The organism is Streptomyces sp. NPDC014891, from assembly GCF_043081085.1.
Lineage (GTDB): Bacteria > Actinomycetota > Actinomycetes > Streptomycetales > Streptomycetaceae > Streptomyces.
In genome coordinates, this window is the sequence record NZ_JBIBWF010000014.1 from 88,766 (window position 1) to 114,174 (window position 25,409).

Annotated in this window: 19 protein-coding genes; 13 read left to right on the forward strand and 6 right to left on the reverse strand. The window is 72.4% G+C overall.

Annotated features, from left to right (window positions below; translation table 11 throughout):
• The first annotated feature begins 238 nt into the window (after positions 1–238).
• Both ACF09E_RS32095 and ACF09E_RS32100 read left to right on the forward strand, forming a co-directional pair.
• The gene (locus ACF09E_RS32095) at positions 239–2,011 is read left to right on the forward strand and encodes an IucA/IucC family protein (protein ID WP_392209479.1); all 1,773 of its coding nucleotides are present in this window, start codon (positions 239–241) and stop codon (positions 2,009–2,011) included.
• A 50-nt stretch (positions 2,012–2,061) separates the two neighbouring features.
• Positions 2,062–4,035: an ATP-dependent DNA helicase gene (locus tag ACF09E_RS32100; protein WP_392209284.1), complete on the forward strand. Its 1,974-nt coding sequence runs from the start codon at positions 2,062–2,064 to the stop codon at positions 4,033–4,035.
• 105 nt (positions 4,036–4,140) lie between these two features.
• On the opposite strand, the gene lexA is transcribed toward ACF09E_RS32100, so the two are convergent.
• Positions 4,141–4,929: a transcriptional repressor LexA gene (lexA, locus tag ACF09E_RS32105; protein WP_361846449.1), complete on the reverse strand. Its 789-nt coding sequence runs from the start codon at positions 4,927–4,929 to the stop codon at positions 4,141–4,143.
• Positions 4,930–5,364: 435 nt separating this feature from the next.
• Between lexA and nrdR the strand changes: the two genes are divergently transcribed.
• Complete coding sequence (gene nrdR, locus ACF09E_RS32110; RefSeq protein WP_392209286.1) at positions 5,365–5,874, forward strand: transcriptional regulator NrdR; 510 nt, start codon at positions 5,365–5,367, stop codon at positions 5,872–5,874.
• Between the two features lie 170 nt (positions 5,875–6,044).
• Positions 6,045–8,933, forward strand: coding sequence for a vitamin B12-dependent ribonucleotide reductase (locus tag ACF09E_RS32115; RefSeq protein WP_392209288.1), 2,889 nt, complete (start codon positions 6,045–6,047; stop codon positions 8,931–8,933).
• 94 nt (positions 8,934–9,027) lie between these two features.
• Here the strand turns inward: ACF09E_RS32115 and ACF09E_RS32120 are convergent, their stop codons facing one another.
• Complete coding sequence (locus ACF09E_RS32120; protein WP_392209290.1) at positions 9,028–9,558, reverse strand: TerD family protein; 531 nt, start codon at positions 9,556–9,558, stop codon at positions 9,028–9,030.
• Positions 9,559–9,859: 301 nt separating this feature from the next.
• Here ACF09E_RS32120 and ACF09E_RS32125 point away from each other — a divergent pair, with 301 nt between their 5' ends.
• Positions 9,860–10,465 carry a YdbC family protein gene (locus ACF09E_RS32125; protein WP_361846441.1) on the forward strand — a complete coding sequence of 202 codons (606 nt, stop codon included), beginning with the start codon at positions 9,860–9,862 and terminating at the stop codon, positions 10,463–10,465.
• Between the two features lie 139 nt (positions 10,466–10,604).
• Here the strand turns inward: ACF09E_RS32125 and ACF09E_RS32130 are convergent, their stop codons facing one another.
• On the reverse strand, positions 10,605–11,189 hold the full coding sequence (locus ACF09E_RS32130; RefSeq protein ID WP_392209481.1) for a TetR/AcrR family transcriptional regulator: 585 nt from the start codon (positions 11,187–11,189) through the stop codon (positions 10,605–10,607).
• Positions 11,190–11,326: 137 nt separating this feature from the next.
• Here ACF09E_RS32130 and ACF09E_RS32135 point away from each other — a divergent pair, with 137 nt between their 5' ends.
• Genes ACF09E_RS32135 through ACF09E_RS32145 form a run of 3 tightly spaced genes read left to right on the forward strand, consistent with a single transcriptional unit; the run spans position 11,327 to position 14,551 of the window.
• Positions 11,327–12,937, forward strand: a complete 1,611-nt coding sequence (locus ACF09E_RS32135) for an ABC-F family ATP-binding cassette domain-containing protein (protein ID WP_392209292.1) — start codon at positions 11,327–11,329, stop codon at positions 12,935–12,937.
• 33 nt (positions 12,938–12,970) lie between these two features.
• On the forward strand, positions 12,971–13,630 hold the full coding sequence (locus ACF09E_RS32140; protein ID WP_392209294.1) for a histidine phosphatase family protein: 660 nt from the start codon (positions 12,971–12,973) through the stop codon (positions 13,628–13,630).
• A 12-nt stretch (positions 13,631–13,642) separates the two neighbouring features.
• On the forward strand, positions 13,643–14,551 hold the full coding sequence (locus ACF09E_RS32145) for an ADP-ribosylglycohydrolase family protein (RefSeq protein WP_392209296.1): 909 nt from the start codon (positions 13,643–13,645) through the stop codon (positions 14,549–14,551).
• A gap of 77 nt (positions 14,552–14,628) precedes the next feature.
• Here the strand turns inward: ACF09E_RS32145 and ACF09E_RS32150 are convergent, their stop codons facing one another.
• Positions 14,629–16,182: an MFS transporter gene (locus ACF09E_RS32150; RefSeq protein ID WP_392209298.1), complete on the reverse strand. Its 1,554-nt coding sequence runs from the start codon at positions 16,180–16,182 to the stop codon at positions 14,629–14,631.
• Between the two features lie 133 nt (positions 16,183–16,315).
• Here ACF09E_RS32150 and ACF09E_RS32155 point away from each other — a divergent pair, with 133 nt between their 5' ends.
• From ACF09E_RS32155 to ACF09E_RS32165, 3 genes are all read left to right on the forward strand, one after another.
• Positions 16,316–16,933 (forward strand): TetR/AcrR family transcriptional regulator, encoded by a 618-nt coding sequence (locus tag ACF09E_RS32155; protein WP_392209300.1) that lies wholly within the window; start codon positions 16,316–16,318, stop codon positions 16,931–16,933.
• Positions 16,934–17,059: 126 nt separating this feature from the next.
• Positions 17,060–17,770 (forward strand): ribonuclease HII, encoded by a 711-nt coding sequence (locus tag ACF09E_RS32160; protein WP_392209302.1) that lies wholly within the window; start codon positions 17,060–17,062, stop codon positions 17,768–17,770.
• 118 nt (positions 17,771–17,888) lie between these two features.
• Positions 17,889–18,527, forward strand: a complete 639-nt coding sequence (locus tag ACF09E_RS32165) for a hypothetical protein (RefSeq protein WP_392209304.1) — start codon at positions 17,889–17,891, stop codon at positions 18,525–18,527.
• Positions 18,528–18,586: 59 nt separating this feature from the next.
• Here the strand turns inward: ACF09E_RS32165 and ACF09E_RS32170 are convergent, their stop codons facing one another.
• Both ACF09E_RS32170 and ACF09E_RS32175 read right to left on the reverse strand, forming a co-directional pair.
• The gene (locus ACF09E_RS32170; RefSeq protein WP_361846426.1) at positions 18,587–19,216 is read right to left on the reverse strand and encodes a hypothetical protein; all 630 of its coding nucleotides are present in this window, start codon (positions 19,214–19,216) and stop codon (positions 18,587–18,589) included.
• A gap of 228 nt (positions 19,217–19,444) precedes the next feature.
• Positions 19,445–21,628 (reverse strand): RecQ family ATP-dependent DNA helicase, encoded by a 2,184-nt coding sequence (locus tag ACF09E_RS32175; protein ID WP_392209306.1) that lies wholly within the window; start codon positions 21,626–21,628, stop codon positions 19,445–19,447.
• A 142-nt stretch (positions 21,629–21,770) separates the two neighbouring features.
• Between ACF09E_RS32175 and ACF09E_RS32180 the strand changes: the two genes are divergently transcribed.
• Together ACF09E_RS32180 and ACF09E_RS32185 are read left to right on the forward strand one after the other, a co-directional pair.
• Positions 21,771–23,189: a DUF4192 domain-containing protein gene (locus ACF09E_RS32180; protein WP_392209308.1), complete on the forward strand. Its 1,419-nt coding sequence runs from the start codon at positions 21,771–21,773 to the stop codon at positions 23,187–23,189.
• A 115-nt stretch (positions 23,190–23,304) separates the two neighbouring features.
• On the forward strand, positions 23,305–25,392 hold the full coding sequence (locus ACF09E_RS32185; RefSeq protein ID WP_392209310.1) for a glycogen debranching N-terminal domain-containing protein: 2,088 nt from the start codon (positions 23,305–23,307) through the stop codon (positions 25,390–25,392).
• The last annotated feature ends 17 nt before the right edge of the window (positions 25,393–25,409 follow it).

The window sequence follows — 25,409 nt, forward strand, 5'->3', positions numbered from 1 at the left end:
GCCCGACCCACAGCGGTTCCCACTCCGAGGAGTCCTCGTGTCGACGTCCCCTGCACCCCACGACTCCGCACAACCCCGCCCGTCCGCACCGCCCAACGCCTCCGGGGCCGTTCCCGCCCCTTCCGCACCGCCCAGCCCCTCCGAAGCCGTCCGCGGCGGTTCCGAGGCCGTCCCCGGCCCTTCCCGCGCCGTTCCCCACCCCTCCGCCCCACCCGCGCCGCCGACGGGCCCGCGCGCACTGCCCGCGCCTCCGGAACTGCTCGCCCCGCCCGAGCTGACCGCCGCCGCCTGGACCCGGGCCTCCTCCCGGCTCCTCGCCAAGGCCCTCGCCGAGTTCGCCTACGAGGAGATCGTCGAACCCGCACCGGCGGCGGACGACCCGGGCCTGCACACCCTGCGGCTCGACGACGGCACCACCCTCGCCTTCCGCGCCCGCCGAGGCGCCTACGGCAGCTGGTACGTCGCCGCCGACTCGATCACTCACGAGGGCCGGCCCATGACCGACGCCCTCGACTTCCTAATCCGCGCCCGTCGCCTCCTCCAGCTCGACGGAGCCACCCTCGGCCACCTCATTCGCGAGCTCTCCGCGACCCTCGCCGCCGACGCCCGCCTCGACCACACCGCCCTGCCCGCCGCCCGGCTCGCCGACCTCTCGTACGCGGAGCTCGAAGGGCACCAGACCGGTCATCCCTGGCTCGTCCTCAACAAGGGCCGCATCGGCTTCTCCGCCACCGACGCCGCTCGCTGGACCCCCGAGGCCCGCAGCGCCACTCGGCTCCCGTGGATCGCCGTCAGCAACCGCCTCGCCGCCTACCGGGGCGTGTCCGGACTCGGCACCCCCGACCGCCTCTACGCCCAGGAGCTCGACCCCGAGGTCCACGCCGCCTTCCGCGCCGAACTGACCGCCCGCGGACACGAACCCGACGGCTACCTCCTGCTCCCCGTCCACCCCTGGCAGTGGGACGAGATCCTGCTCCCCCTCTACGCCCCCGCCGTCGCCGCCGGAACCGTCGTCCCGCTGTCCACGGACGCCGATCTCCGCCTGCCGCAGCAGTCGGTGCGCACCTTCCTGAACATCAGCCGTCCCGAACGGCACACCGTCAAACTCCCGCTGTCCGTGCTCAACACCCTGGTCTGGCGCGGCCTGCCGACCGAGCGCACGCTCGCCGCCCCGGCCGTCACCGCCTGGGTCCACGGCCTCCGCGACGCCGATCCGTACCTCCGGGACGAGTGCGGGGTCGTCCTCCTCGGCGAGGTCGCCTCCGTCACCGTCGAGCACCCGCTGTACGACCGGCTGCCCGAAGTCCCCTACCAGTACAAGGAACTCCTCGGCGCGATCTGGCGCGAGCCGCTGCGCCTGCCCCCGGGCGAGCGGGCCCGGACCCTCGCCTCCCTGCTGCACACGGACCCCGACGGGCGGGCCTTCGCCGCCGAACTCGTCGAGCGCTCCGGACTCGCGCCGGCCGCCTGGCTCCAGCACCTCTTCGCCGCGCTGCTGCCCCCCCTGCTGCACTTCCTCTACCGCTACGGCACCGTCTTCTCCCCGCACGGCGAGAACGCCATCGTCGTCTACGACGGGGAGGACGTCCCGGTACGCCTGGCGATCAAGGACTTCGTCGACGACGTGAACATCAGCGCCCACCCGCTCCCCGAGCACGACACCCTGCCCGACGACGTGCGCGCCGTCCTCCTCACCGAGGAGCCCGACTTCCTCGTCCAGTTCATCCATTCGGGGCTCTTCGTCGGCGTCTTCCGCTACCTCGCGCCGCTCTGCGAGGAGCAACTCGACGTCCCGGAGGCGGAATTCTGGTCCCTGGTCCGCGCCGAGATCCTCCGCCACCAGGCGCGCTTCCCCGAGCTGAAGGAACGGTTCGAGCTCTTCGACCTCCTCACGCCCCGGATCGAGCGACTCTGCCTCAACCGCAACCGTCTGCACCTGGACGGCTACCGCGACCGCCCGGAGCGGCCCCACGCGGCCGTCCACGGGACCGTTCCCAACCCGCTCGCGTGACGCGCGCGCGTGCCCGGGCTGTCAGTGCTGCCCCGTAGGGTGGAGGGGCTATGACGAAGCCATCCCTCCCCGAGCTCCTCCATGCCGCCGTGACCGCCGTCGGCGGCACGGAGCGGCCCGGCCAGGTCACCATGGCCGAGGCCGTGGCCGAGGCCATCGACGACAATTCCCACCTCCTCGTCCAGGCCGGTACCGGCACCGGAAAGTCGCTCGGCTACCTGGTGCCGGCACTGGCCCAGGGCGAGCGGGTGGTGGTGGCCACGGCCACCCTGGCGCTCCAGCGCCAGCTCGTCGAGCGCGACCTCCCGCGCACGGTCGACGCGCTGCATCCGCAGCTGCGCCGCCGCCCCCAGTTCGCCATGCTCAAGGGCCGGTCGAACTACCTCTGCCTGCACCGGCTTCATGAAGGAGTCCCGCAGGACGAGGAGGACGGGCTCTTCGACCCGTTCGAGGCGGCCGCGCCCACCAGCAAGCTGGGCCAGGACCTGATGCGCCTCCGGGACTGGTCGGACGAGACGGAGACCGGCGACCGGGACGACCTGACGCCCGGCGTCTCCGACAAGGCCTGGGCGCAGGTCTCGGTCTCCTCCCGGGAGTGCCTCGGGGCCACCAAGTGCGCGTACGGCCCGGAGTGCTTCGCCGAGTCGGCCCGCGAGCGGGCCAAGCTCGCCGACGTGGTCGTCACCAACCACGCCCTCCTCGCGATCGACGCCATCGAGGGCGCCCCGGTGCTCCCGCAGCACGAGGTGCTGATCGTCGACGAGGCCCACGAGCTCGTCTCCCGGGTCACCGGGGTCGCCACCGGCGAGCTCACCCCGGGCCAGGTCAACCGTGCGGTGCGCCGGTCCGCGAAGCTGGTCGACGAGAAGATCGCCGACCAGCTGCAGACCGCCGCCGAGGGCTTCGAGCGGGTCATGGAGCTGGCCCTGCCGGGGCGCCTGGAGGAGATCCCGGAGGACCTCGCGTACGCGCTGATGGCGCTCCGGGACGCCGCCCGAGCCGTGATCACCGCCCTGGGTTCCACCCGGGACCGGTCGGTCCAGGACGAGGACGCGGTGCGCCGGCAGGCCATGGCCTCGGTGGAGACCGTCCACGGTGTGGCGGAGCGCATCACGCACGGCTCGGAGTACGACGTCGTCTGGTACGAGCGCCACGACCGCTTCGGCGCGTCGGTGCGGGTCGCGCCGCTCACCGTGTCGGGCCTCCTGAGGGAGAAGCTGTTCACGGAGCGGTCGGTGGTCCTGGCCTCGGCGACGCTCAAGCTGGGTGGCGACTTCAACGGCGTCGGCGCGTCTCTGGGTCTCGCCCCGGAGGGCATCACGGGCGACGACCTGCCCGTCTGGAAGGGGATCGATGTCGGCTCCCCGTTCGACTATCCCCGGCAGGGCATCCTCTACGTCGCCAAGCACCTGTCCCGGCCCGCGCGGGACGGCGACCGGGGCGACATGCTGGACGAGCTGACCGAGCTGATGCAGTCGGCCGGCGGGCGCACCCTCGGCCTCTTCTCCTCGATGCGGGCGGCCCAGCAGGCGGCGGAGGAGCTGCGGGTCCGCGTCCCCGAGCTGCCGATCCTGCTCCAGGGTGAGGACACCCTGGGCGAGTTGATCAAGAACTTCGCCGCCGATCCGAAGACCTGTCTGTTCGGCACGCTGTCGCTCTGGCAGGGCGTGGACGTCCCGGGGGCCAGCTGTCAGCTGGTCGTCATGGACAAGATCCCGTTCCCGCGCCCGGACGACCCGCTGATGAGCGCCCGGCAGAAGGCCGTCGAGGAGGCCGGGGGCAACGGCTTCATGGCGGTCGCGGCGACCCACGCGGCCCTGCTCATGGCTCAGGGCGCCGGCCGTCTCGTCCGGGCGACGGGGGACCGGGGCGTCGTGGCGGTTCTCGATCCGCGGCTGGCCACGGCCCGGTACGGCAGCTATCTGAAGGCCTCGCTGCCCGACTTCTGGTACACGACCGATCGCAACCAGGTGCGGAAGTCGCTGGCGGCCATCGACGCCGCGTCGAAGGCGGCGGAGGCCTGAGGCCCACCCTGTCCGAGCCGGGCGCACCGGGGCTCGGACAGGACATGGCAGGGCCCCGGGACCGGCGCAGTGGGTCCCGGGGCCCGGTCAGAGCCGGCGAGGTGGTCAGACCCGCCGGAGCACCGCCACGACCTTGCCGAGGATGGTCGCCTCGTCGCCGGGGATCGGCTGGTACGCCGCGTTGTGCGGGAGCAGCCAGACGTGGCCGTCCTCGCGCTTGAAGCGCTTGACCGTGGCCTCGCCGTCCAGCATGGCCGCGACGATGTCGCCGTTCTCCGCGACCGGCTGGCGGCGGACGGTGACCCAGTCCCCGTCGCAGATGGCGGCCTCGATCATGGAGTCGCCGACGACCTTGAGGACGAAGAGCTCGCCGTCACCGACGAGCTGTCGGGGGAGGGGGAAGACGTCCTCGACCGACTCCTCGGCCAGGATCGGGCCACCGGCGGCGATCCGGCCGACCAGGGGCACGTAGGACGCTGCGGGCTTGCCCGTGGTGTCCGTCGGCTGAGTGCTCGGCTGGTCGGAGCCGCGTACCTCGTACGCGCGGGGACGGTGCGGGTCCCGGCGGAGGAAGCCCTTGCGCTCGAGCGCCATGAGCTGGTGTGCCACGGAGGACGTGCTGGACAGGCCGACGGCCTGGCCGATCTCGCGCATCGACGGCGGGTAGCCGCGCCGCTGGACCGAGTCGCGGATGACTTCGATGACCCTGCGCTGCCGGTCCGTGAGGCCGGAGCTGTCGGCCCGGATGCCTGGAGGTCGCCCGGGGAGGGCGCGGGCGGGGCGCCCGGGGTCCTCACCGTTCATGCTTGCGTCGTTCATGGCGTGCACCGGCTCGAGTCGGCCCTGGGAGCGGTCCTGGGCGGTGATGGTGGCACTGTCTGCGGTGGTGGTCACGTCGTCGGCCCCTCTCGAATGGTCTCCCTGGCTGGCACAACGGTAGTGGCTTTCGAAAGGTTGCGCCAAACACACGTTCGAGTGAAAATTCGCAGATTGCCTTACGCGTGTATGCATGCGGGTGTATGGGCACTCATGCGCGACCGTCCCGGAGCGGCTTTGCGGTGGCGTTTCGCGGCTGTCGCCGCGCGCGGTGCGCCCTCTCAGTGTCGCACCGGGAGGGGCCGAATCGCGGGAGCGGGCGCCCCGCGACACGCGGAAGGTCCCGAATCGCCTACAACCCAAGATCTAGTGGTTGGATGGCACCGGCCACCTAGGGGTAGTGGTCCCCCGTCTGTCGGGGGTGCCCGCATCGCCTATGCTGGTGGTCGCGTCGAACGGCCTTGACGGCCGTGCGGGGTTCACCAGTCGTGCCGTGAGGGAGGGTCGGAACCTATGCACTGCCCCTTCTGCAGGCACCCCGACAGCCGAGTCGTCGACAGTCGCACCACCGACGACGGGACGTCGATCCGGCGTCGTCGCCAGTGCCCCGACTGCTCCCGTCGCTTCACGACGGTGGAGACGTGCTCGCTCATGGTGGTGAAGCGGTCCGGTGTCACCGAGCCCTTCAGCCGTACCAAGGTCATCTCGGGCGTACGCAAGGCGTGCCAGGGGCGACCGGTCACCGAGGACGCCCTCGCCAAGCTCGGCCAGCGGGTCGAGGAGGCGGTGCGCGCCACCGGCAGTGCCGAGCTGACCACCCACGACGTGGGTCTGGCCATCCTCGGCCCGTTGCAGGAGCTCGACCTCGTCGCCTACCTGCGCTTCGCGTCCGTGTACAAGGCTTTCGACAGCCTCGAAGACTTCGAGGCCGCCATCGCGGAACTCCGCGTGCGGCCCTCCGTCGAGAACTGCGGGACCGGTGCGACCCCCGAGGTCCCCGTTCCCGCCACCGCCGCCGACTGACCGGCGGTCCGGGTCCCGTGCCCGGCGACCGGCCGCGCCGAGCGGCCCTGCAGACGTGCCCCGAGCGACCCCGTGACGCTCGTGGCAGCAGTACAGAACGACGTACAGAAGACGGTGCCCTGGGACTATTTGGGCGCCAAAGTGTGTTTTGCCCGTATATGGGAGGCGGCATGACAGAGACGGCGAGCGGTCCGGCACGTGGTTCTCGTTCCAAGGGGACGAAGGCCACGGGCAAGGGACTGCGCATCGAGCGCATCCACACCACCCCCGGCGTGCACCCGTACGACGAGGTGGCGTGGGAGCGTCGTGACGTCGTCATGACCAACTGGCGCGACGGCTCGATCAACTTCGAGCAGCGTGGCGTCGAGTTCCCCGACTTCTGGTCGGTGAACGCGGTCAACATCGTCACCAGCAAGTACTTCCGCGGGGCCGTCGGCACCCCGCAGCGCGAGACCGGTCTCAAGCAGCTCATCGACCGCATCGTGAAGACGTACACGAAGGCCGGCGAGGACCACGGCTACTTCTCCTCGCCCGCCGACGCCGAGATCTTCGAGCACGAGCTGGCCTACGCCCTCCTGCACCAGATCTTCAGCTTCAACTCGCCGGTCTGGTTCAACGTCGGCACGCCCCAGCCCCAGCAGGTCTCCGCCTGCTTCATCCTCGCCGTCGACGACTCCATGGAGTCCATCCTCGACTGGTACAAGGAAGAGGGCATGATCTTCAAGGGCGGCTCCGGCGCCGGCCTGAACCTCTCCCGCATCCGCTCCTCCAAGGAGCTGCTCTCCTCCGGCGGCAACGCCTCCGGCCCGGTCTCGTTCATGCGCGGCGCCGACGCCTCCGCCGGAACGATCAAGTCGGGCGGCGCGACCCGCCGCGCGGCCAAGATGGTCATCCTCGATGTCGACCACCCCGACATCGAGGACTTCATCGAGACCAAGGTCAAGGAGGAGGAGAAGATCCGCGCGCTGCGCGACGCGGGCTTCGACATGGACCTGGGCGGCGACGACATCACGTCCGTCCAGTACCAGAACGCCAACAACTCCGTCCGCGTGAACGACACGTTCATGAAGGCCGTCGAGTCCGGCGGGAAGTTCGGCCTCACCTCCCGGATGACCGGCGAGGTCATCGAGGAGGTCGACGCCAAGTCGCTCTTCCGCAAGATGGCCGAGGCCGCGTGGGCCTGTGCCGACCCGGGCATCCAGTACGACGACACGATCAACCACTGGCACACCTGCCCCGAGTCCGGCCGCATCAACGGCTCGAACCCGTGCAGCGAGTACATGCACCTGGACAACACGTCCTGCAACCTCGCCTCCCTGAACCTGATGAAGTTCCTCAAGGACGACGGCAAGGGCAACCAGTCCTTCGACGTCGAGCGCTTCGCCAAGGTCGTCGAGCTCGTCATCACCGCGATGGACATCTCCATCTGCTTCGCCGACTTCCCCACCCAGAAGATCGGCGAGAACACCCGCGCCTACCGCCAGCTCGGCATCGGCTACGCCAACCTCGGCGCCCTGCTGATGGCGACCGGCCACGCGTACGACTCCGACGGCGGCCGCGCCCTCGCCGGTGCCATCACCTCCCTGATGACCGGCACCTCCTACAAGCGCTCCGCCGAGCTCGCCGCGGTCGTCGGCGCGTACGACGGCTACGCCCTCAACGCCGAGCCGCACCAGCGCGTCATGCAGCAGCACGCCGACGAGAACACCAAGGCCGTCCGCACGGACGACCTGGACTCGCCGATCTGGGCCGCTGCCACGGAGGCCTGGCAGGACGTGATCCGCCTCGGCGCCAAGAACGGCTTCCGCAACGCCCAGGCGTCGGTCATCGCCCCGACCGGCACCATCGGTCTCGCGATGTCCTGCGACACCACCGGCCTCGAGCCCGACCTCGCCCTGGTCAAGTTCAAGAAGCTCGTCGGCGGCGGCTCGATGCAGATCGTCAACGGCACCGTCCCGCAGGCCCTGCGCCGCCTGGGCTACCAGGAGGAGCAGGTCGAGGCGATCGTCGCCCACATCGCCGAACACGGCAACGTGATCGACGCCCCCGGTCTCAAGACCGAGCACTACGAGGTCTTCGACTGCGCGATGGGCGAGCGCTCCATCTCCGCGATGGGCCACGTCCGCATGATGGCGGCCATCCAGCCGTGGATCTCGGGCGCCCTCTCCAAGACCGTGAACCTGCCGGAGACGGCCACGGTCGAGGACGTCGAGGAGGTCTACTTCGAGGCCTGGAAGATGGGCGTCAAGGCGCTCGCCATCTACCGCGACAACTGCAAGGTCGGCCAGCCCCTCTCCGCCAAGAAGAAGGAGGAGGAGAAGGAAGAGGTCACCGCGAAGACCGAGGCGACGATCCGCGAGGCCGTCGAGAAGGTCGTCGAGTACCGTCCGGTCCGCAAGCGTCTGCCCAAGGGCCGGCCGGGGATCACCACCTCCTTCACCGTCGGCGGCGCCGAGGGCTACATGACCGCCAACTCCTACCCGGACGACGGTCTCGGCGAGGTCTTCCTCAAGATGTCCAAGCAGGGCTCGACGCTCGCGGGCATGATGGACGCCTTCTCCATCGCCGTCTCCGTCGGCCTCCAGTACGGCGTTCCGCTGGAGACCTACGTCTCGAAGTTCACCAACATGCGCTTCGAGCCGGCCGGCATGACGGACGACCCGGACGTGCGGATGGCGCAGTCGATCGTCGACTACATCTTCCGCCGCCTGGCACTCGACTTCCTGCCCTTCGAGACCCGCTCCGCCCTCGGCATCCACTCCGCCGAGGAGCGTCAGCGGCACCTCGACACCGGCTCGTACGAGCAGGCCGAGGACGTCGACGTCGAGGCCCTGGCCCAGTCGGCCCCCCGCGCCCAGGAGCTGAAGGCCGTCGCGGCCCCTGCCCCGAAGATCGAGGTCCCGGCCCCGAAGCAGGCGCACACCTCGGCCGAGCTCGTCGAGATGCAGCTCGGCATCAGCGCCGACGCCCCGCTCTGCTTCTCCTGCGGGACGAAGATGCAGCGCGCAGGCTCCTGCTACATCTGCGAGGGCTGCGGCTCGACCAGCGGCTGCAGCTGACACCGTCTGGCTGACCAGTGAAGGGGACCGGCCTCGCGCCGGTCCCCTTCGCCGTACCCGGACCGGGGAGATTCCGTCCGGGGGAGTCCCGACCTCAGGGGCGTGCGGAGCCGAGGACCGCGCCGAACGCCTGGGGATCGGCGTCGAAGCCGTGGCTGATCGGGCGGTACGTCCAGCCGTCGGCGCCCTCTCTCGTGAACTCCACGACCGTCGCCGAGAGGGCGTCCGGTACGTCCGCGAAGTCATGGAGCAGCAGGTCCGTGTAGCCCTCGCGGACCCGTACGCCCGTGTTCGCCACGTCGCCGAAGGACCGCCGCCCGCCGCCCTGCTGTATGGCAACGCCCACCACCACGCGCGCGTACCGCGGTGCCAGCCGGTCGAGTTCCAGGGTCATGGCCTCGTCGTAGCCGAACCCCTGACCCGTGCGGCTGTCCCGGTGGAGGGTGATCGTGCCGTCGGGGGACCGGCTCCCGAAGTGCACCAGCTGGACCGGCGTCCCGTGGGTGTCCTCCGCGTCGAAGACACCGGCGACGATGTCCAGGTCGTGGGCCGGTGCGCCGCTCGGGGCAGGGTCCCACTTGAGCGTCACCTCGACGCGGCTCACCCCTTTGTTGAGTCCGCTCATGGTGCTTCCCCTCTCCGCGCACGCCCCCGCGCACGCCTCGCGTCGTCCCGCCGGCCCCTTCATCTGCCTGTGGTCGCCGACCGGTTGCTCATGGTGTCACGGTGCTCCGACAGAGAGCCCGGGGGTCGAGGAGGCGAATGGTTCGTGCAGCGATGTGGAGCCGGATCTCGATGCATCAATGGCTCGATTCAAACGTGCGGGCGAGCGGGGCAGGAGGACGCGCGCCGATCGGGGACGAGCGCGCCCCGTGGGAGCCCGACGAGGCCTGCCGGGGCGGTCGTCCGCGCCGTACGATGGCGCGGTGCTGGTCAAGTGGATTCGCTGCACCGTCACGGACCGTCGAGGGTTCGAGCGGGGGCAGCGGAAATGGGCGGGGCTGCTCGGTGAGCCGGGGTTCCGGGGGCAGGGCGGCGGTTGGAGCCGATCTCGGCCGGACGTCGCCCATGTCTTCGGGTTCTGGGAGAGCCGCGCCTTTTACGACTCCTTCATGGCGCGCTCGCACGATCGCCTGGCGGCGACGCAGGCGGGCACCTTCAAGGACAGCCAGGTCAAGCTGTTCGACCACCGCTTCGACGTGAAGACCGGGTTCGAGCCGCGGTTCGCCGACGCGGACGTGGCCAGGGTCGCGCACTGCCGGGTTCACGAGGACCGCGCCGAGCACTTCGCGCTGATGCAGGAGAAGGTGTGGAACCCGGCGATGGCGGGGTCTCCCGGGATGCTGCGGGGGCTGTTCGGCGAGGCGCCCGGCAGCGAGTTCCTGGTGCTGTCGATGTGGCAGTCCGCCGCTGAGCACGGGAAGTACCGGGTGGAGCGGATCGAGCGGCTCGGGCTCCGGGCGAGGACCGACGCCGATGTGGCGGCGCTGGCCGGGGACGTGGTGCAGCTCGAACCGGCCTGGACGGTCTGAACGGGACCGGACTCCGCGCGAGCCCGGCTCGCACGGCCCCGCGCTGGTTCGACTCCTGTCCTCGTGCGGCCGTGCTGCGCAGCTTTCCACGGGCGCGGCCGGGTGATCGCGGGCTCCCGGAAGCACGGGGGAGCAGGGCCTACGCGGGCGCGTAGGCACCGGCTTCGACGCCGGCCAGGACCGTGCGCGCCGCTTGGTCCGCGAGCGCGCCGTCGATCGGTTCGCGGGTGACGAAGAGCCGTAGGAACAGGGGGGCGGAGACCGCCCGGACGACGGCGCCCGCGTCGGTCTCGCGAGGTGCCTCGCCGCGGCCGACCGCCCGTTCGACGACGATCTCGCAGCGGCGGAAGCGCTCGGCGTAGAAGGCGTGCAGGGCCTGCGCCGCCCGCGGGGACTGGAACGCGGCCCCGACGAACGCCGTGGGAGCCGCCGCGACGGCCGGATCGCCGAACGCGTCGACGACCTCGTGCGCGAGTGCGTGCAGATCCCCGGCGAGGGTGCCGGTGTCCGGCGGTGTCCAGGCGTCCTCGTTCGCCAGCTCCAGCGCGTCCGCCAGGAGGCCCTCGACGCTGCCCCAGCGACGGTAGAGCGTCGTCTTGTGGACTCCCGAGTGTTCGGCCACGTACTCCACGGTCAGTGCGGGGTAGCCGTGCTCGGACAGGCCGGTCAGGACGGCGTCGCGGACGGCCGCCCGGGTGCGGGCCGTACGGCCGCCGGGGCGCATGCTGCCCGGCGCCGGGGCCGGGCGGTCCTCGATCGAGTCGTTCAATTGCCACTCCCGTTGCGTTAGGTGATCGAGTGTGCCACACTCGTCTTAATGCGATCCAGGTTGCATTTGACTCTCGGCCGTTGGAGGCGCCCTTGCCCACTCAGATCTCACTGCACGACGTCGTCGTCTCCCGTGGCGACCGACTGCTCCTCGACCAGGTCTCGCTCTCCGTGCGCCCCGGGGAGCGGATCGGGATCGTCGGGGAGAACGGCGCGGGGAAGTCGACCCTGCTCCGGCTCCTCGCCGGGGCGGACCAGCCGGACGAGGGCAGCGTCGTCACCGTCGCCGACGGCGGTCTGCGCATGCTGGCCCAGACCCCCGAGCTGCCGGCCGGCTCCACCGTCGGCGACGCCATCGACGCCGCCCTCGCCGAGCTCCGCGCCATGGAGCGGCGGCTGCGGGAACTCGAAAGCCGGCTCGACGCGGCGGACGCGGCCGAGCTCGACGCCTACGGCGAGCTCCTCACCGCCTACGAGCTGAGAGGCGGCTACGAGGCGGACGCCCGGGTCGACAAGGCGCTGTACGGACTCGGCCTCGCGGGGACCGGCCGTGCGCGGACACTCGGCAGCCTCTCCGGCGGCGAGCTGGCCCGGCTCGGCATCGCCTGCGCGGTCGCCGCGGGGCCCGAGGTGCTCCTGCTCGACGAACCCACCAACCACCTCGACGCGCAGGGTCTCGACTGGCTGGAGCAGGCCCTCGTGGCGCACCGCGGGACGGTCGTGGCCGTCTCCCACGACCGGACCTTCCTGGAGCGGGTCGCCACCGCGATCGTCGAGGTCGACGCCGACCGGCGTGCGCTCGCGCGGTACGGAGACGGATACGCCGGCTACCGCACGGCGCGCGCTGCCGCGCGGCGACGGTGGGAGCAGGACTACGAGGAATGGTGCGAGGAGACGGCGCGGCTGGAGGCGTACGCCTCGACCACGGCCCACGGAGTCGCACAGGGGAGGGAGATGAAGGACAACAACAAGATGGCCTTCGACCGGGCGGCAGGACGGGTCCAGGCCTCCGTCTCGGGCCGGGTCCGCAACGCCCGGGAGCGGCTGAAACGCCTCCGCGAGGAGCCCGTCCCCCCGCCGCCCGCACCGCTCTCCTTCTCCGCGCGCCCCCGGACGGACGGAGCGGAGGGAGCACTCGTCACCCTGACCGGAGTGCGGGTCGCGGACCGCCTCCGCGTGGACGCCCTCACCGTCCGTGCCGGGGAGCGGCTGCTCGTCCACGGCGGCAACGGCGCGGGCAAGTCGACACTGCTACGGATCATGGCGGGTGCGGACGACCCCGACGCCGGAGTCGTCCACCGCGCCGGACGCGTCGGATACCTGGCCCAGGAGATCACGGTCCGGCGTCCGGACGAGCGACTCCTGACCTGCTTCGGCCGAGGACTCGCCCTCGCCGAGGACGAGCGGGCGGAACTGCTCCTCTCGTACGGACTGTTCCGGGTGGGCGACCTCGACGTACCGGTCGGCGCCCTCTCCGCCGGCCAGCTCCGCCGGCTCGCCCTCGCCCGGCTCCTGGCGCGGCCCGCCGACCTGCTCCTGCTCGACGAGCCGGCCAACCACCTGGCCCCCGGGCTCGTGGAGGAATTGGAGCAGGCCCTGGAGCAGTGGACCGGAGCCCTGGTCGTCGTCTCGCACGACCGTGCGCTGCGCCACCGCTTCACCGGGCACATACGCCGGATGGACTCCGGACGCCTCCTCGGTTGAGCCTGCCCGGGAACGGCGATCTAGGGTCGGGGTATGGCACGACCGCGGCGCATCGTCCTCGTACGGCACGGAGAGTCCGAGGGCAATGTCGATGACACGGTGTACGAACGGGAGCCCGATCACGCCCTGCGGCTCACGGAGACCGGATGGCGACAGGCGGAGGAGACGGGGGAGCGGCTGCGGGAACTCTTCGGGGACGAGGCGGTCAGCGTCTACGTCTCGCCGTACCGGCGCACCCACGAGACGCTCCGGGCCTTCCGGCTGCCCCCGGAGCAGGTCCGGGTCCGGGAGGAGCCCCGGCTCCGGGAGCAGGACTGGGGCAACTGGCAGGAGAGGGAGGACGTACGCCTGCAGAAGGCCTACCGGGACGCGTACGGGCACTTCTTCTACCGCTTCGCCCAGGGCGAGTCGGGGGCGGACGTCTACGACCGGGTCGGCGCGTTCCTGGAGAGCCTCTACCGCAGCTTCGAGGCGCCCGACCACCCGCCGAACGTCCTGATCGTCACCCACGGACTGACCATGCGGCTGTTCTGCATGCGATGGTTCCACTGGACCGTCGCGGACTTCGAGTCGCTGTCGAACCCCGGCAACGCCGAGACCCGCACGCTCACGCTCGACGCGCACGGGCGATACCGTCTGGACAGGCCGTTCGAACGCTGGCGCACCCCGGAACCGTACGGCCCCACCGGATAGAGTGGCAGACCGATGACCGCTGACTCCTCATTCGACCGGCGCTTCGACCGCGCCCTGGCCAGCCTGCGCGGGCTGTCCGTGGGAGACGCCCTGGGCTCCCAGTTCTTCGTACCCGCCAACTATCCCCTGCTGAAGCGCCGCGAGCTGCCCGACGGCCCCTGGCAGTGGACCGACGACACCGAGATGGCCTGCTCCGTCCTGGCCGTCCTCGCCCGCCACGAACGGATCGACCAGGACGCCCTGGCCATGTCGTTCGCCCGGCACCACGACTTCGACCGGGGCTACGGGCCCGCGGTCAACCGCATGCTCCGCCTGATCCGGGAGGGTGGCGACTGGCGTGAGCTGGCCGCCGCGCTCTTCCAGGGGCAGGGCTCCTGGGGCAACGGCGCCGCGATGCGGATCGCGCCCCTCGGCGCCTGGTACGCGGACGACCCGGAGCAGGCGACGCATCAGGCCGAGATCTCCGCCTACACGACCCACCAGCACCGTGAGGCCGTGGTGGGCGCCATGGCCGTCGCCGCGGCGGCAGCCCTGGCCGCTGACCCGGCCGGACCGCCCACACCGGAGGCGCTGCTCGACGGGGTCGTCGCCCTGGTGCCCCGCAGCGCCGTCGGCGCGGGCCTGCGCCGGGCGCGCGACATGCTCGACTACGGCGACGCCGGAACGGTCGCCGCCGTCCTGGGCAGCGGCCGGCGCACCAGCGCGCACGACACGGTTCCCTTCGCGCTCTGGTCGGCCGCCCGCGGCCTCGGTGACTTCGAGCGGGTGTTCTGGACGACCGCACAGGTCGGCGGCGACGTCGACACGACCTGCGCCATCGCCGGCGGCGTGGTGGCCGCGGCGACCACCGGCGCGCCGCCGGCGGAGTGGCTGCGCCAGACCGAGGACCTGCCGGAGTGGGCTTCGGTCCAGACGGCCTGATACGGCACGACAGCCCCGGGCCCGCGCGTGCGAAGGTCCGGGGCCGTCGGTGCGTCGTCAGCTCACCGGTCGCGTCGTCACGCCACCGGCCCCGCGGCCTCCGCGCGGCCGCTGAGCGCCTCCAGATCGCTCTTGCGGACCCTGATCACCAGTACGGCCGTCACCAGCGCGATCAGCACCATGACGACGGCGGCGGTGAAGGCCGAGGAGATGCCGGAGGTCAGCACCTCGTGGCCCCAGGGCGCGGGCAGCTCCTTCGTCTTCATCGCCTCGGCCTGCTGCTCGGGTGTCGCCTTGGCGAGGAAGTCGGGCAGCTGCCTCTCGCCCTCCTCCCGGCTCGCCGTTCCGAAGATCGTGACGAGGATGGAGAGGCCCAGCGAACCACCGACCTGCTGGGTGGCGTTGAGCAGGCCCGACGCGGCCCCCGCCTCGTGCTGCGCCACTCCGGAGACGGCCGTGAGGGTGAGCGTCACGAAGTTGAGGCCCATGCCGAAGCCGAAGAGGATCATCGGGCCGAGGACGCCGCTCGCGTAGCTGCTGTCCGCGCTGATGAAGGTCAGCCAGAACAGACCCGTGCCGGTGATCGCCGCACCGCTCACCATGAACGGCTTGGGGCCGATCACCGGCAGCAACCGCTGGGCGAGGCCCGCGCCGGCGCCGATCGCGAAGGTCACGGGAAGGAAGGCGAGTCCGGACTGGATCGGGCTGTACCCCAGGACGTTCTGCACCCACAGCACGATGAAGAAGAACATGCCGAACATGGCGGCCGCCAGGCTCAGCATGATGACGTACGTGCCCGAGCGGTTGCGGTCCGCGAACATGCGGAGCGGGGTGATCGGCTCTTTCGCGCGGGACTCCACCACGGCGAACGCGACGAGCAGGACGACCGCCGACACGAAGGACCCGATGGTGAGCGAGTCCTTCCACCCCTCCTCGGACGCCCGGATGAAGCCGTAGACCAGCGCCGCCATGCCGAGGGTCGAGGTCGCGGCGCCCGCGATGTCGAACCGGCCGGGGTGCCGCTCGGACTCGGCGATGTAGCGCGGGGCCAGGAAGGCGATCAGGAGGCCGATCGGGACGTTCACGAAGAGCACCCAGCGCCAGTCCAGCCATTCGGTGAGCAGGCCGCCGGCCAGCAGACCGATCGCGCCGCCACCGGCGGAGACGGCGGCGAACACGCCGAACGCCCGGTTGCGTTCCGGCCCTTCGGGGAAGGTCGTGGTGATCAGCGCGAGCGAGGTGGGCGAGGCGATGGCGCCGCCGACGCCTTGGAGCGCCCGCGCGGCGAGTAGATGCCAGGGCTCCTGGGCGAAGCCGCCGAGCAGCGAGGCGAAGGTGAAGAGCAGGATGCCGGCCATGAACACCCGGCGGCGTCCCAGGATGTCTCCGGCCCGTCCCCCGAGGAGCAGCAGACCGCCGAAGGTGAGCGTGTAGGCGCTGAGCACCCACGACAGGTCGGTGGTCGAGAAGGACAGCGCGTCCTGGATGTGGGGCAGGGCGATGTTCACGATGGTGGCGTCGAGCACGACCATCAGCTGGCAGGCGGCGATGACCGTCAAGGCGATACCCGGCCGTCCTCCGGCGCGAGCTGGTCCGTCCTTGGCCTGTGTGTCGACCGGAGAAGTTGTCACTATGGATCCCCCACGGAAGAATTAGTGAACGCGCCCGTTCACTGTTCATCACGGTAGTGAGTCCCCCCGAGTGAACGCAACCGTTCACTCGGCACCGCCGACGACATGACACCGTCTCAACGGAGAGATCCTGATGGTTACTTCGCGCTCCGCGGCCGCCGCTCGGCCGGAGAGGGTGGCGCTGCGGCGTCGTGGCCCCGTACTCGAGCGGGCCATTCTGGAAGCCGCGCTGGAGCAGCTGGGCCGCGTCGGCTGGAACGGTCTGACGATGGAGGGTGTCGCGGTCGGCGCTCAGACGGGCAAAGCCGCGGTGTACCGCCGGTGGCCCTCGAAGGAAGACCTCGTCGCGGACGCGCTCCAGGCCGGTCTTCCCGCCCTCGACGAAGCGCCGGATCTCGGCGACGTGCGCGAGGAGCTGTACGAGCTGTGCCGCCGCGTCCGCGATGTCATGTACTCCAAGCCCGGCTTCGCGCTGCGTGCAGTCCTTCACGAATGCGACGCGGAGGCCGCCGAACGGTTCCACGGCCTGATCGTGACGGGCGTCGTCGAGCCCTCCGCCCGGCTCTTCCGTGAGGTACTGCGCCGCGGAATCGCCAGAGGTGAGGTGCGGGCGGACGCGAACAACGATCTCGTCGTCGATGTCGTTCCCGCGATGATGATGTATCGATCGAAAGTGTGCGCGAGCGAATGGACGGATGTCGAGATCGCCGATCTGATCGACCGGATCATGGTGCCGCTCCTCCGCGCCTGACCCGGACGGGAGGCCTCCGAGGGGCGGCCGGCACGGGCCCGCGACAGCTCGGAGCCGACCCTTCGGGCGCCTGACGGGAATCCGGGTATCGCACTCGGTGCCGGGCGGCGTAACCTGTCAGGCGCCATGCCGTATGAACCACCCACCCACACCGTCGAGCGATCGCTCCGAGCCACCACCGGAGCCAAGATCGTTGCCGGAGTCGACGAGGTCGGACGCGGGGCGTGGGCCGGCCCCGTCACCGTGTGCGCCGCCGTCACCGGACTGCGCCGGGCGCCCGAAGGGCTCACCGACTCCAAACTGCTCACCCCCAAGCGCCGCACCGCGCTCGCCGCGGAGCTGGAGCGCTGGGTCACGGCCTACGCCCTCGGCGACGCCTCTCCTCAGGAGATAGACGAGCTCGGGATGACCGCCGCCCTGCGCCTCGCGGCCGTCCGGGCCCTGGAAGGCCTCCCCGTCCGGCCCGACGCGGTGATCCTCGACGGCAAGCACGACTACCTCGGCAGCCCCTGGCAGGTGCGCACCGTGATCAAGGGCGACCAGTCCTGCATCGCCGTGGCCGCCGCCTCCGTCATCGCCAAGGTCCGGCGCGACACCGTCATGGCCCGGATGTGCGTGGACGCCGAGGAGTACGCGGCATACGCCTTCGACGCCAACGCGGGCTACCCTTCCCCGGTCCACAAAGCGGCTCTCGAAGAGCTGGGGCCCACCCCGCACCACCGTCTCTCCTGGTCGTACCTGGACGCCATGCCCAGGTGGCGCCACCTCAAGAAGGTCCGCCTCTCCGCCGAGGCGGTCGCGCTGGAGAGCGGGGGCCAACTCGGCTTCGACTTCTGAACTTCCGGTCACGGAACCGCGGCCCCGTCCCAGGGACCGGGTCCTCCACGCGGCCGGGGTGCACATGTGCGCCCACCCGCCGGTGCCCCGCGCAGCGGCGTTTGATAGACATCCACCCATGCCTCTCATCCCCGAGGAGCCTCAGATTCACGAGAGCGCCCAGGGTCCCCGCGCCACCGCGGCCGCCGGCCGCCCCGCGTCGACCCCCCGTCCCGTACCCGGCCCGCGTACCGCGGCCTCACCGCGTCCCGGACGCCCCGTTCCCGGCCCCGCCAGGCCCGCGGCTCCGGCACCTCGCCCGCACCTCGGTGCCGGGCCCTCTCCGGCGAACACCGCGGAGAATCGTTCCGATCAGCGATCCACCCCCCAGCTCCAGCTGATCCCGGCCCCCGCCGACGGTGCGCTCGACGCCGCCGAGGAGGCACTGGACCTGCTCCTGGAGAGCGGGCGGGCGCCGGGCGAGGTCCTGGTGCTCACCACCGGCGACCCGCACCCGTGGGCCGCGCACGAGATGACCTTCGGCGAGGCCGCCTACTGGGCCCAGCAGGACAGCGGTGACGACGTGTTCTTCGCGCCCGCCGCCGCAGTGGAGCGGGCGGCCTCCCGCCCCGTGGTGATCGTCGCCGTGAACGGCGGGGACGACCGGACAGCCGCCGAGGCGCTGCCGTCCGCCATGGCCCGCGCCGGAGTCCTGCTCGTCGTCTGCGGTGACCCGCAGCGCGTCACGACGCTCCTCGGAGCGGGCGCCGGAGTCTGATCGACGGCCCCTCCGCCGGACCGAACCGGGTCCGGCGGAGGTCGACGTCCTCCGCGTCCTCAGCGCGCGGCGGCCCGGCGCAGGGGCTCGGTAGCCCCGCTCGCGGTTCTCGGCGTCAGCCGGCCGAGCTCGGCCGACCCCTCGCCGAGCGGCAGGGGGAGCGAGTCGGAACTCGGGCGGCGCCCTCCGCGCCCCTCGCCGAGCACCTGCCAGCCCGCCCGGGTCAGCGTGATGTACGCGCCGCAGCGGAGGCCGTGCAGGGTGCAGGCGTCCCTGAGCCCCCACATCCACGCGCCGTCCTCCTCGGTCCAGCGCTCGTCACCGTCGCGGCAGTACATCAGCACCGCCGTGCGCACCGGAGTCCGTCTGCGGAGGTCGTGCGGGATGACCCGCCGCAGATGCGCGAGCAGCGCGTTGCGGAACTCCCAGCCGTCCGCCGGAGTCGGGCGACGGACGAACGACGCGCTGGCGGCGATCCGTTCCTCGTGGTCGAGGATCGCGAGGACCGCCGTCGAGGGCGTGGGCGCGTGGCGCGAGTGCAGTCCGCCGACGACCTCGCGCGGACTGCGCAGCAGCGGGATCCCCGCCGCGGCCCACTCGGCCGGTTCGAGTACCCGAGCGAGGCGGTTGGCGGACTCGGACGACGATCTGAGCGAGGCGGCTGTGGGCGGAGCGAATCCGAGGGTCACGGTCCTCCCTTCGGATACGCGCCCGCAAGGCGGGCAAGGTCGGGTGAGGGCGCACCACAGCACAGCCCGTCCAGACCGCTGGCGGGGCGTGCGAGGCGGTTTCCCAATTCTTGCGGGCCCTGGGGCGAGCGGCAATGAGCAATTGAGGCCGCTGACGGGATTGCGTCGGTATGCCTTTCATATCCCTGCCCAGTCGCCCATTGTTCACTCCCCGTTTCCCCTCCCGTTTCACCCTTGGACTGCGAGCACCAGCGGAAACACTCCTTCCGCTCCGGCCCGGCGCAGCAGCCGGGCCGCCACCGCCAAGGTCCAGCCGCTGTCGGACAGGTCGTCGACGAGGAGCACCGGCCCTCCGGCCGCGGCCAGCCGCTCACCCAACTCGGTGGAGACCGTCAGCGTGCGCTGCAACCCCACCACCCGCTGGGCGCTGTTGGTCCGGGACAGCCGCACGTCCTCCGCCTCCGGCGCGTACTCCACCGTCCCGAGCAGGGGCATCCTGCCGATCTCCGCGATCCGCTGCCCGAGCGAACCCACCAGCCGGGGCCTGCGGTGGGAGGCCACCGTGACCACACCGGCCGGGCGGGCGGGCGCGTCGGACGCCCCCGAGGCCCAACCGCCGGGCCCCTTGGCCCAGTCGGCGAGCACATGCACCACCGCCTGCACGACATCGTCTGGAACGGGACCGTCGGCCGCGGTGTCGGCCAGGAGCGGACGCAGCCGGTTCCCCCAGCCGATGTCCGAGAGGCGTCCCAGAGCCCGGCCGCCGAAAGCCTGTTCCCCCGCCGGGATACGGCCCTTCAGATCGACGCCGACGGCCGCCAGTCCGGTCGGCCACATCTTCCGCGGCTCGACCTCCACGCCCGGCCGGCCGAGCTCGCCCTTGGCCGCGTCCAGCGCCGCGTCGGTGACCTTCGGGTCGAACCGGCTCCCCGCGCAGTTGTCGCAGCGACCGCACGGCGCGGCCTCCTCGTCGTCCAACTGGCGGCGCAGGAACTCCATCCGGCATCCCGAGGACGCCGCGTAGTCGCGCATCGCCTGCTGCTCCGCCGCCCGCTGCCGCGCCACCCAGGCGTACCGCTCGGTGTCGTACACCCAGGGACGGCCCGTGCTCTCCCACCCGCCCTTCACCCGCCGCACCGCGCCGTCCACGTCGAGGACCTTGAGCATCGTCTCCAGACGGGTCCTGCGCAGCTCGACCAGAGGCTCCAGGGCGGGCAGCGACAAGGGCCGGCCCGCGTGGGCGAGTACGTCGATGGTCCGACGCACCTGCTCCTCGGGAGGGAAGGCCACCGACGCGAAGTACCGCCAGATCGCCTCGTCCTCCTGCCCCGGCAGCAGCAGCACCTCGGCGTGCTCCACACCACGCCCGGCACGGCCGACCTGCTGGTAGTACGCGATCGGAGAGGACGGCGACCCGAGATGCACCACGAAGCCGAGATCGGGCTTGTCGAAGCCCATGCCGAGGGCCGAGGTCGCCACGAGCGCCTTGACCCGGTTGGCCTGGAGGTCGTCCTCCGCCTGCTGCCGGTCGGCGTTCTCCGTGCGGCCCGTGTACGAGGAGACCGTGTGTCCGCACTGGCGCAGATAGGTCGTGACCTCGTCCGCCGCGGCGACCGTCAGCGTGTAGATGATGCCGGAACCGGGCAGTTCGCCGAGGTGGTCGGCCAGCCACGCCAGGCGGTGGGCCGCGTCCGGCAGCCGGACCACCCCCAGGCTCAGGCTCTCCCGGTCCAGCGGGCCGCGCAGCACCAGGGCGTCCGTCCCGGCGCCGGTGCCGAGCTGCTCGGCCACGTCGGCCGTCACCCGGGCGTTCGCCGTCGCCGTGGTCGCGAGCACCGGAACCCCGGACGGCAGGTCCGCCAGCATCGTGCGCAGCCGGCGGTAGTCGGGACGGAAGTCGTGCCCCCAGTCCGAGATGCAGTGCGCCTCGTCCACCACCAGCAGGCCGGTCGCGGCGGCGAGCCGGGGCAGCACCTGGTCACGGAAGTCGGGGTTGTTGAGCCGCTCGGGGCTCACCAGGAGGACGTCCACCTCGCCGGCGGCCACCTCCTCCTGGACCGTGTCCCACTCCTCCGTGTTCGACGAGTTGATCGTCCGGGCACGGATGCCCGCGCGCGCCGCCGCCTCCACCTGGTTGCGCATCAGCGCGAGCAGGGGGGAGACGATCACGGTCGGTCCGCTGCCGCGCTCGCGGAGCAGCGAGGTCGCCACGAAGTACACGGCCGACTTGCCCCAGCCCGTCCGCTGCACCACCAGGGCGCGACGCCGGTCGGCCACTAGTGCCTCGATGGCCCGCCACTGGTCCTCGCGCAGTCTCGCCGTGCCGGTCGGGTCCGAGACGAGACGGGAGAGCACGGCGTCGGCGGCGGTCCGGAGCGCCGCACGGTCTTCCAGGGGGTCTGCGTGGGTCATGACCCCATGCAACCCGATGCCTCGGACATCCGGCGAATGAGCGCCGGATCTGTGGATAACCCGAACGGGTCGACGAAAGCCCCGTTCTCGGAGTTATCCACAGGGGTTTCGGATTTCGGGAGATCACGAGACCGTCCTGACCATGAACGCGAACCACCACGAAACCAGCGGACCCACCCGTACCCAGATCACCCTGCGCGGCCCCGCCGAACTGGCCGACGCCCTGCCCTTCGTCCTGGGCTTCCACCCCACCGACTCCGTCGTCCTCGTCGCCCTCCACGGCGAGCACGGCCGCTTCGGCGGACGGGTCAGGCTCGGCATTCCCCGTTCGCCCCGCGAATGGGCGACCACCGCCGACCACCTCGCCGAATGCCTCGTGGAGGGAGGCGCACGGAGCGGCGCCCGCCCCGACGGCATCGTCGTCTTCCTCTGCCAGGACCCTGGGGCGGGCGAGACGGGACGCAGGGTCATGGAGCGCCTTCGCCCCTTCGCCCAGCGGTTGCGCACGGCCTGTGGCGCCCTCGACATCCCGGTCTACGAGGCCCTCTGCATCTCCGACGGCCTCTACTTCTCCTACTGCTGCCCCGACGCCCGCTGCTGCCCGCCCGACGGAACCCCGCTCGCCCTCAGCGGTACGACGGTGATGGCGGCGACCGCGGCCTACGCCGGCGTCCAGGTCCGGGGGACCCTGCGGGACATGCAGCGGCGGTTCCGGCCCACCGGTGGGCCTCGGGAGGAGCAGCAGCGCTCGGCGCTCGACGCGAGCGCCGCCGCCACCGTCCCCCGGATCATCGACGGAGCCCAGGACGAGGGGCGGGAGGAGGTGCGCGAGGCGACTCTGAGCCTCGCCCGCGTGGTGCTCCGCCGCTTCGCCCATCCGGTGAAGGCGGCCGCGCCGACCGGCTCCACAGGGAGTCCCGGTGACCCGAGGACGGCCCGGATCGACGCCGCCGGATGGGCGGCGGAGGACGAGGCCGACGACGCCCTGGTCGGGACGGACGAGGCGGCCACCCTGATCATCGGACTCCAGGACCGGGCCACCCGGGACCGCGCCGCCGAATGGATGGAGGGCTGGGAGGGCGCCGCGGCGCTGCGCCTCTGGCGGGTCCTGGCGCGACGCTGTGTCGCCCCCTACCAGGAGCACTCCGCCGCACCGCTCACCCTCGCGGGCTGGGCCGCCTGGTCCACCGGCGACGAGCCGACCGCCCGGGTCGCCCTCGGACTCGCGCTCGAGGTGGACGCCGAGTACGTCTTCGCCCGGCTGCTGCACCAGGCGTGCAACGAGGGGCTCGATCCCGAGTCGCTCCGCTCATGCCTGCGAGCCGAACGGGACGACCGGCTTGCCGCGGACGAGGCGGCTGTCCGCGTGTCCGCGCAGGTCCGGACCCGCGTCGCGCGCTCGCGGGGCAGCAGGCGGACCGTGCGGAAGGCCGGTCGCGGGCCCGCTGCGGCGGAACGGCGCACCGCGGCCGGCGTCCGGCCCGGCGGGCCCGCCGCGGGGAGGCCGGGAAGCCGGTCGCCGCGGCAGGGTGGGCAGCGTGGCACCAGGAGCGGCCGATGAGGACCGTGACCCGGCCCCCGGTCGGCGCGTTCAGCTCTCTGGCGGAGTCGTCCGAACCGTCCCGCCGACACCGCGCCGGCCGCCCGGTCCGCACAGAGAGCACCCCGTACCCGCCATGGCCCTCAGCCCCGTCCCGGCCCCCGGCCGCCCCACCGGACCCCCCGTCGGTCACACGCCCGGCCGCCCCACCGGGCACCGGACCGGGGTCACAGCCGGCGCTCCGCCGCCCCGCGCGGTCCGGCCGGTGGACCTTCCCTCGGTGCACGACGCGCTCCTCTGCGTCGCACTGCCCGCCCTCGCCGTCAGCGCCGGGCACGGCCAGCTCACCGGGGAGGGACCCGAGGGCGTGTACGCGGCGGGCCGACGGATCCTCTCCCGGTGCGTCCTCCGCGTGGCGGGGCGTGAACCGCTCGCCCTCCAGGGCCGGATGGCCGCCGCGGACCGGGCCGTGTTCCTCGGAGCCCTCCGAGCACCAGGAGACCTGGGCCCCGATCCCGGACTCACCGTCGAACGCACCCGGAGCGCCGACGGCAGTGAGCGGATCACGCTGCGCAGTGCCGCCGCCCGCCCGCTGCGCCTCCCCGTGGAAATCGCTCTGGGGTCGGATCTCGCGGACCTGGGGGCGGTGGCGTCCGGCCGGCCCGGACCCGAGCTCACGGCGAGCGTCCACGGCACCGGCCTGCGCTGGACCGGCGAGGGCGGACGATCCGTCACCGTCACGGCGGACCCGCCGCCCATGGACGCCCTGGCCGCGGCGGGCGTCCTGCGCTGGGAGGCCGAGCTGGCGCCCGGGGGCACCTTCACGGTCCGGCTCCGGGTACGCGACGGCGCGCCCGGCCGTCCCGCCGGTTCCCAGGGCGGCGCCGGGCGGCCGGGCGGTCACGTCCTTGCCGAAGCCCTCGCCGAGGGCGACGACCCCCGCCCGGGGCAGCTGCTGCGCACCTCGGTCGAGGACCTGCGGGCTCTGCTCCAGCGCGACCCGGCCCATCCGACCGGCGTCCATCTGGCGGCGGGCGTCCCCTGGCGCTGCGGACCCGTCACCGCCGAGGCGCTCTGGGCGGCCAGGATGGCCCTGCCCCTCGGCACCCGGCTCGCCGCCACGACCCTGCGCGCCCTCGGACGGTCCCAGCTGTCCGGCGGCTCCGAGGCCGGTCGCATCCCGGGCCCGCTCCGGGACGCAGGACCCCATCTGCCGCCCCACTGCACCGGAATCGAGGCCACCCTCGCCTTCCCCGTCGTGCTCGCCGAGGCCCGCCGCTGGGGGCTGCCGACGGCGGACCTGGAAGAGCTGCTGCCCACCGCGGAGCGATGCCTGGAGTGGCTGCGCCGCACCGCCGGCACGAGCGGGCTCGTCCCGGACCCGGGGACCGCCGGGCCCTGGCGCGCCGAGACGCAGGCGCACGCACATCGTGCGGCGCAGCTCGGCGCGGACCTGCTGGGCGCCTGCGGAAGGCCCGGGGGAGAGGCGCTGTTGGAGGCCGCGGGCGCGATGCGCGAGCAGTTCCGGCGGGAGTTCTGGCTCGACGACCCGGCCGGCGGACGGCCCGCCGCCGCCCTCGGACCGGACGGCCGGACCTGGCCCCAGCTCGGCGGCTGGGCGGCCCATCTCCTCGACACCGGACTGCTCGGCGGCGGCCGCCTCGCCCAAGGACTGCTGGACAGGGCGGAGGCCGAGCAGGTGGCGCGGCTGCTCGGCACCCCCGCGCTGGACTCCGGCTGGGGCCTGCGCAGCCTGGGTGCCAAGGAGCCCGGGTACAACCCCTTCGGGCATCGGGCGGGCGCCGTGCGGGTGCACGAGACGGCGGTCGCGGTGGCGGGGGTCGCCGCCCTCGGCCACGAGAAGGAGGCCGCCTCCCTGCTCCGCGGGCTGCTCGACGCGGCGGAGAGCTTCGCGTACCGGCTGCCCGAGATGTACGCGGGGGAGCAGCGCACGGCGGGCGGGCGACCGGTTCCCCACCCCGCCGCGTGCCGCCCGGCGGCCGTCGCCGCCGCCGGAGCCCTCCACGCGTTGCTGGCCCTCGCCGGCGTCCGGCCCGACGCCCCGGGCCGCTCCGTGTCCACGCACCCCCTGCGGTCGGCGCCGCTCGGGGCGATCAGGTTCTCGGGGCTCGTGGTCGCGGGCGAGCCCTTCGCCGTGCGAGTCGGCAGGCTCGGTCTCGGTATGGTCGAGGAGGCCGCAGAGGGCCTTCAACTGGGGGTGTGACGGGATGCCGGGCACAG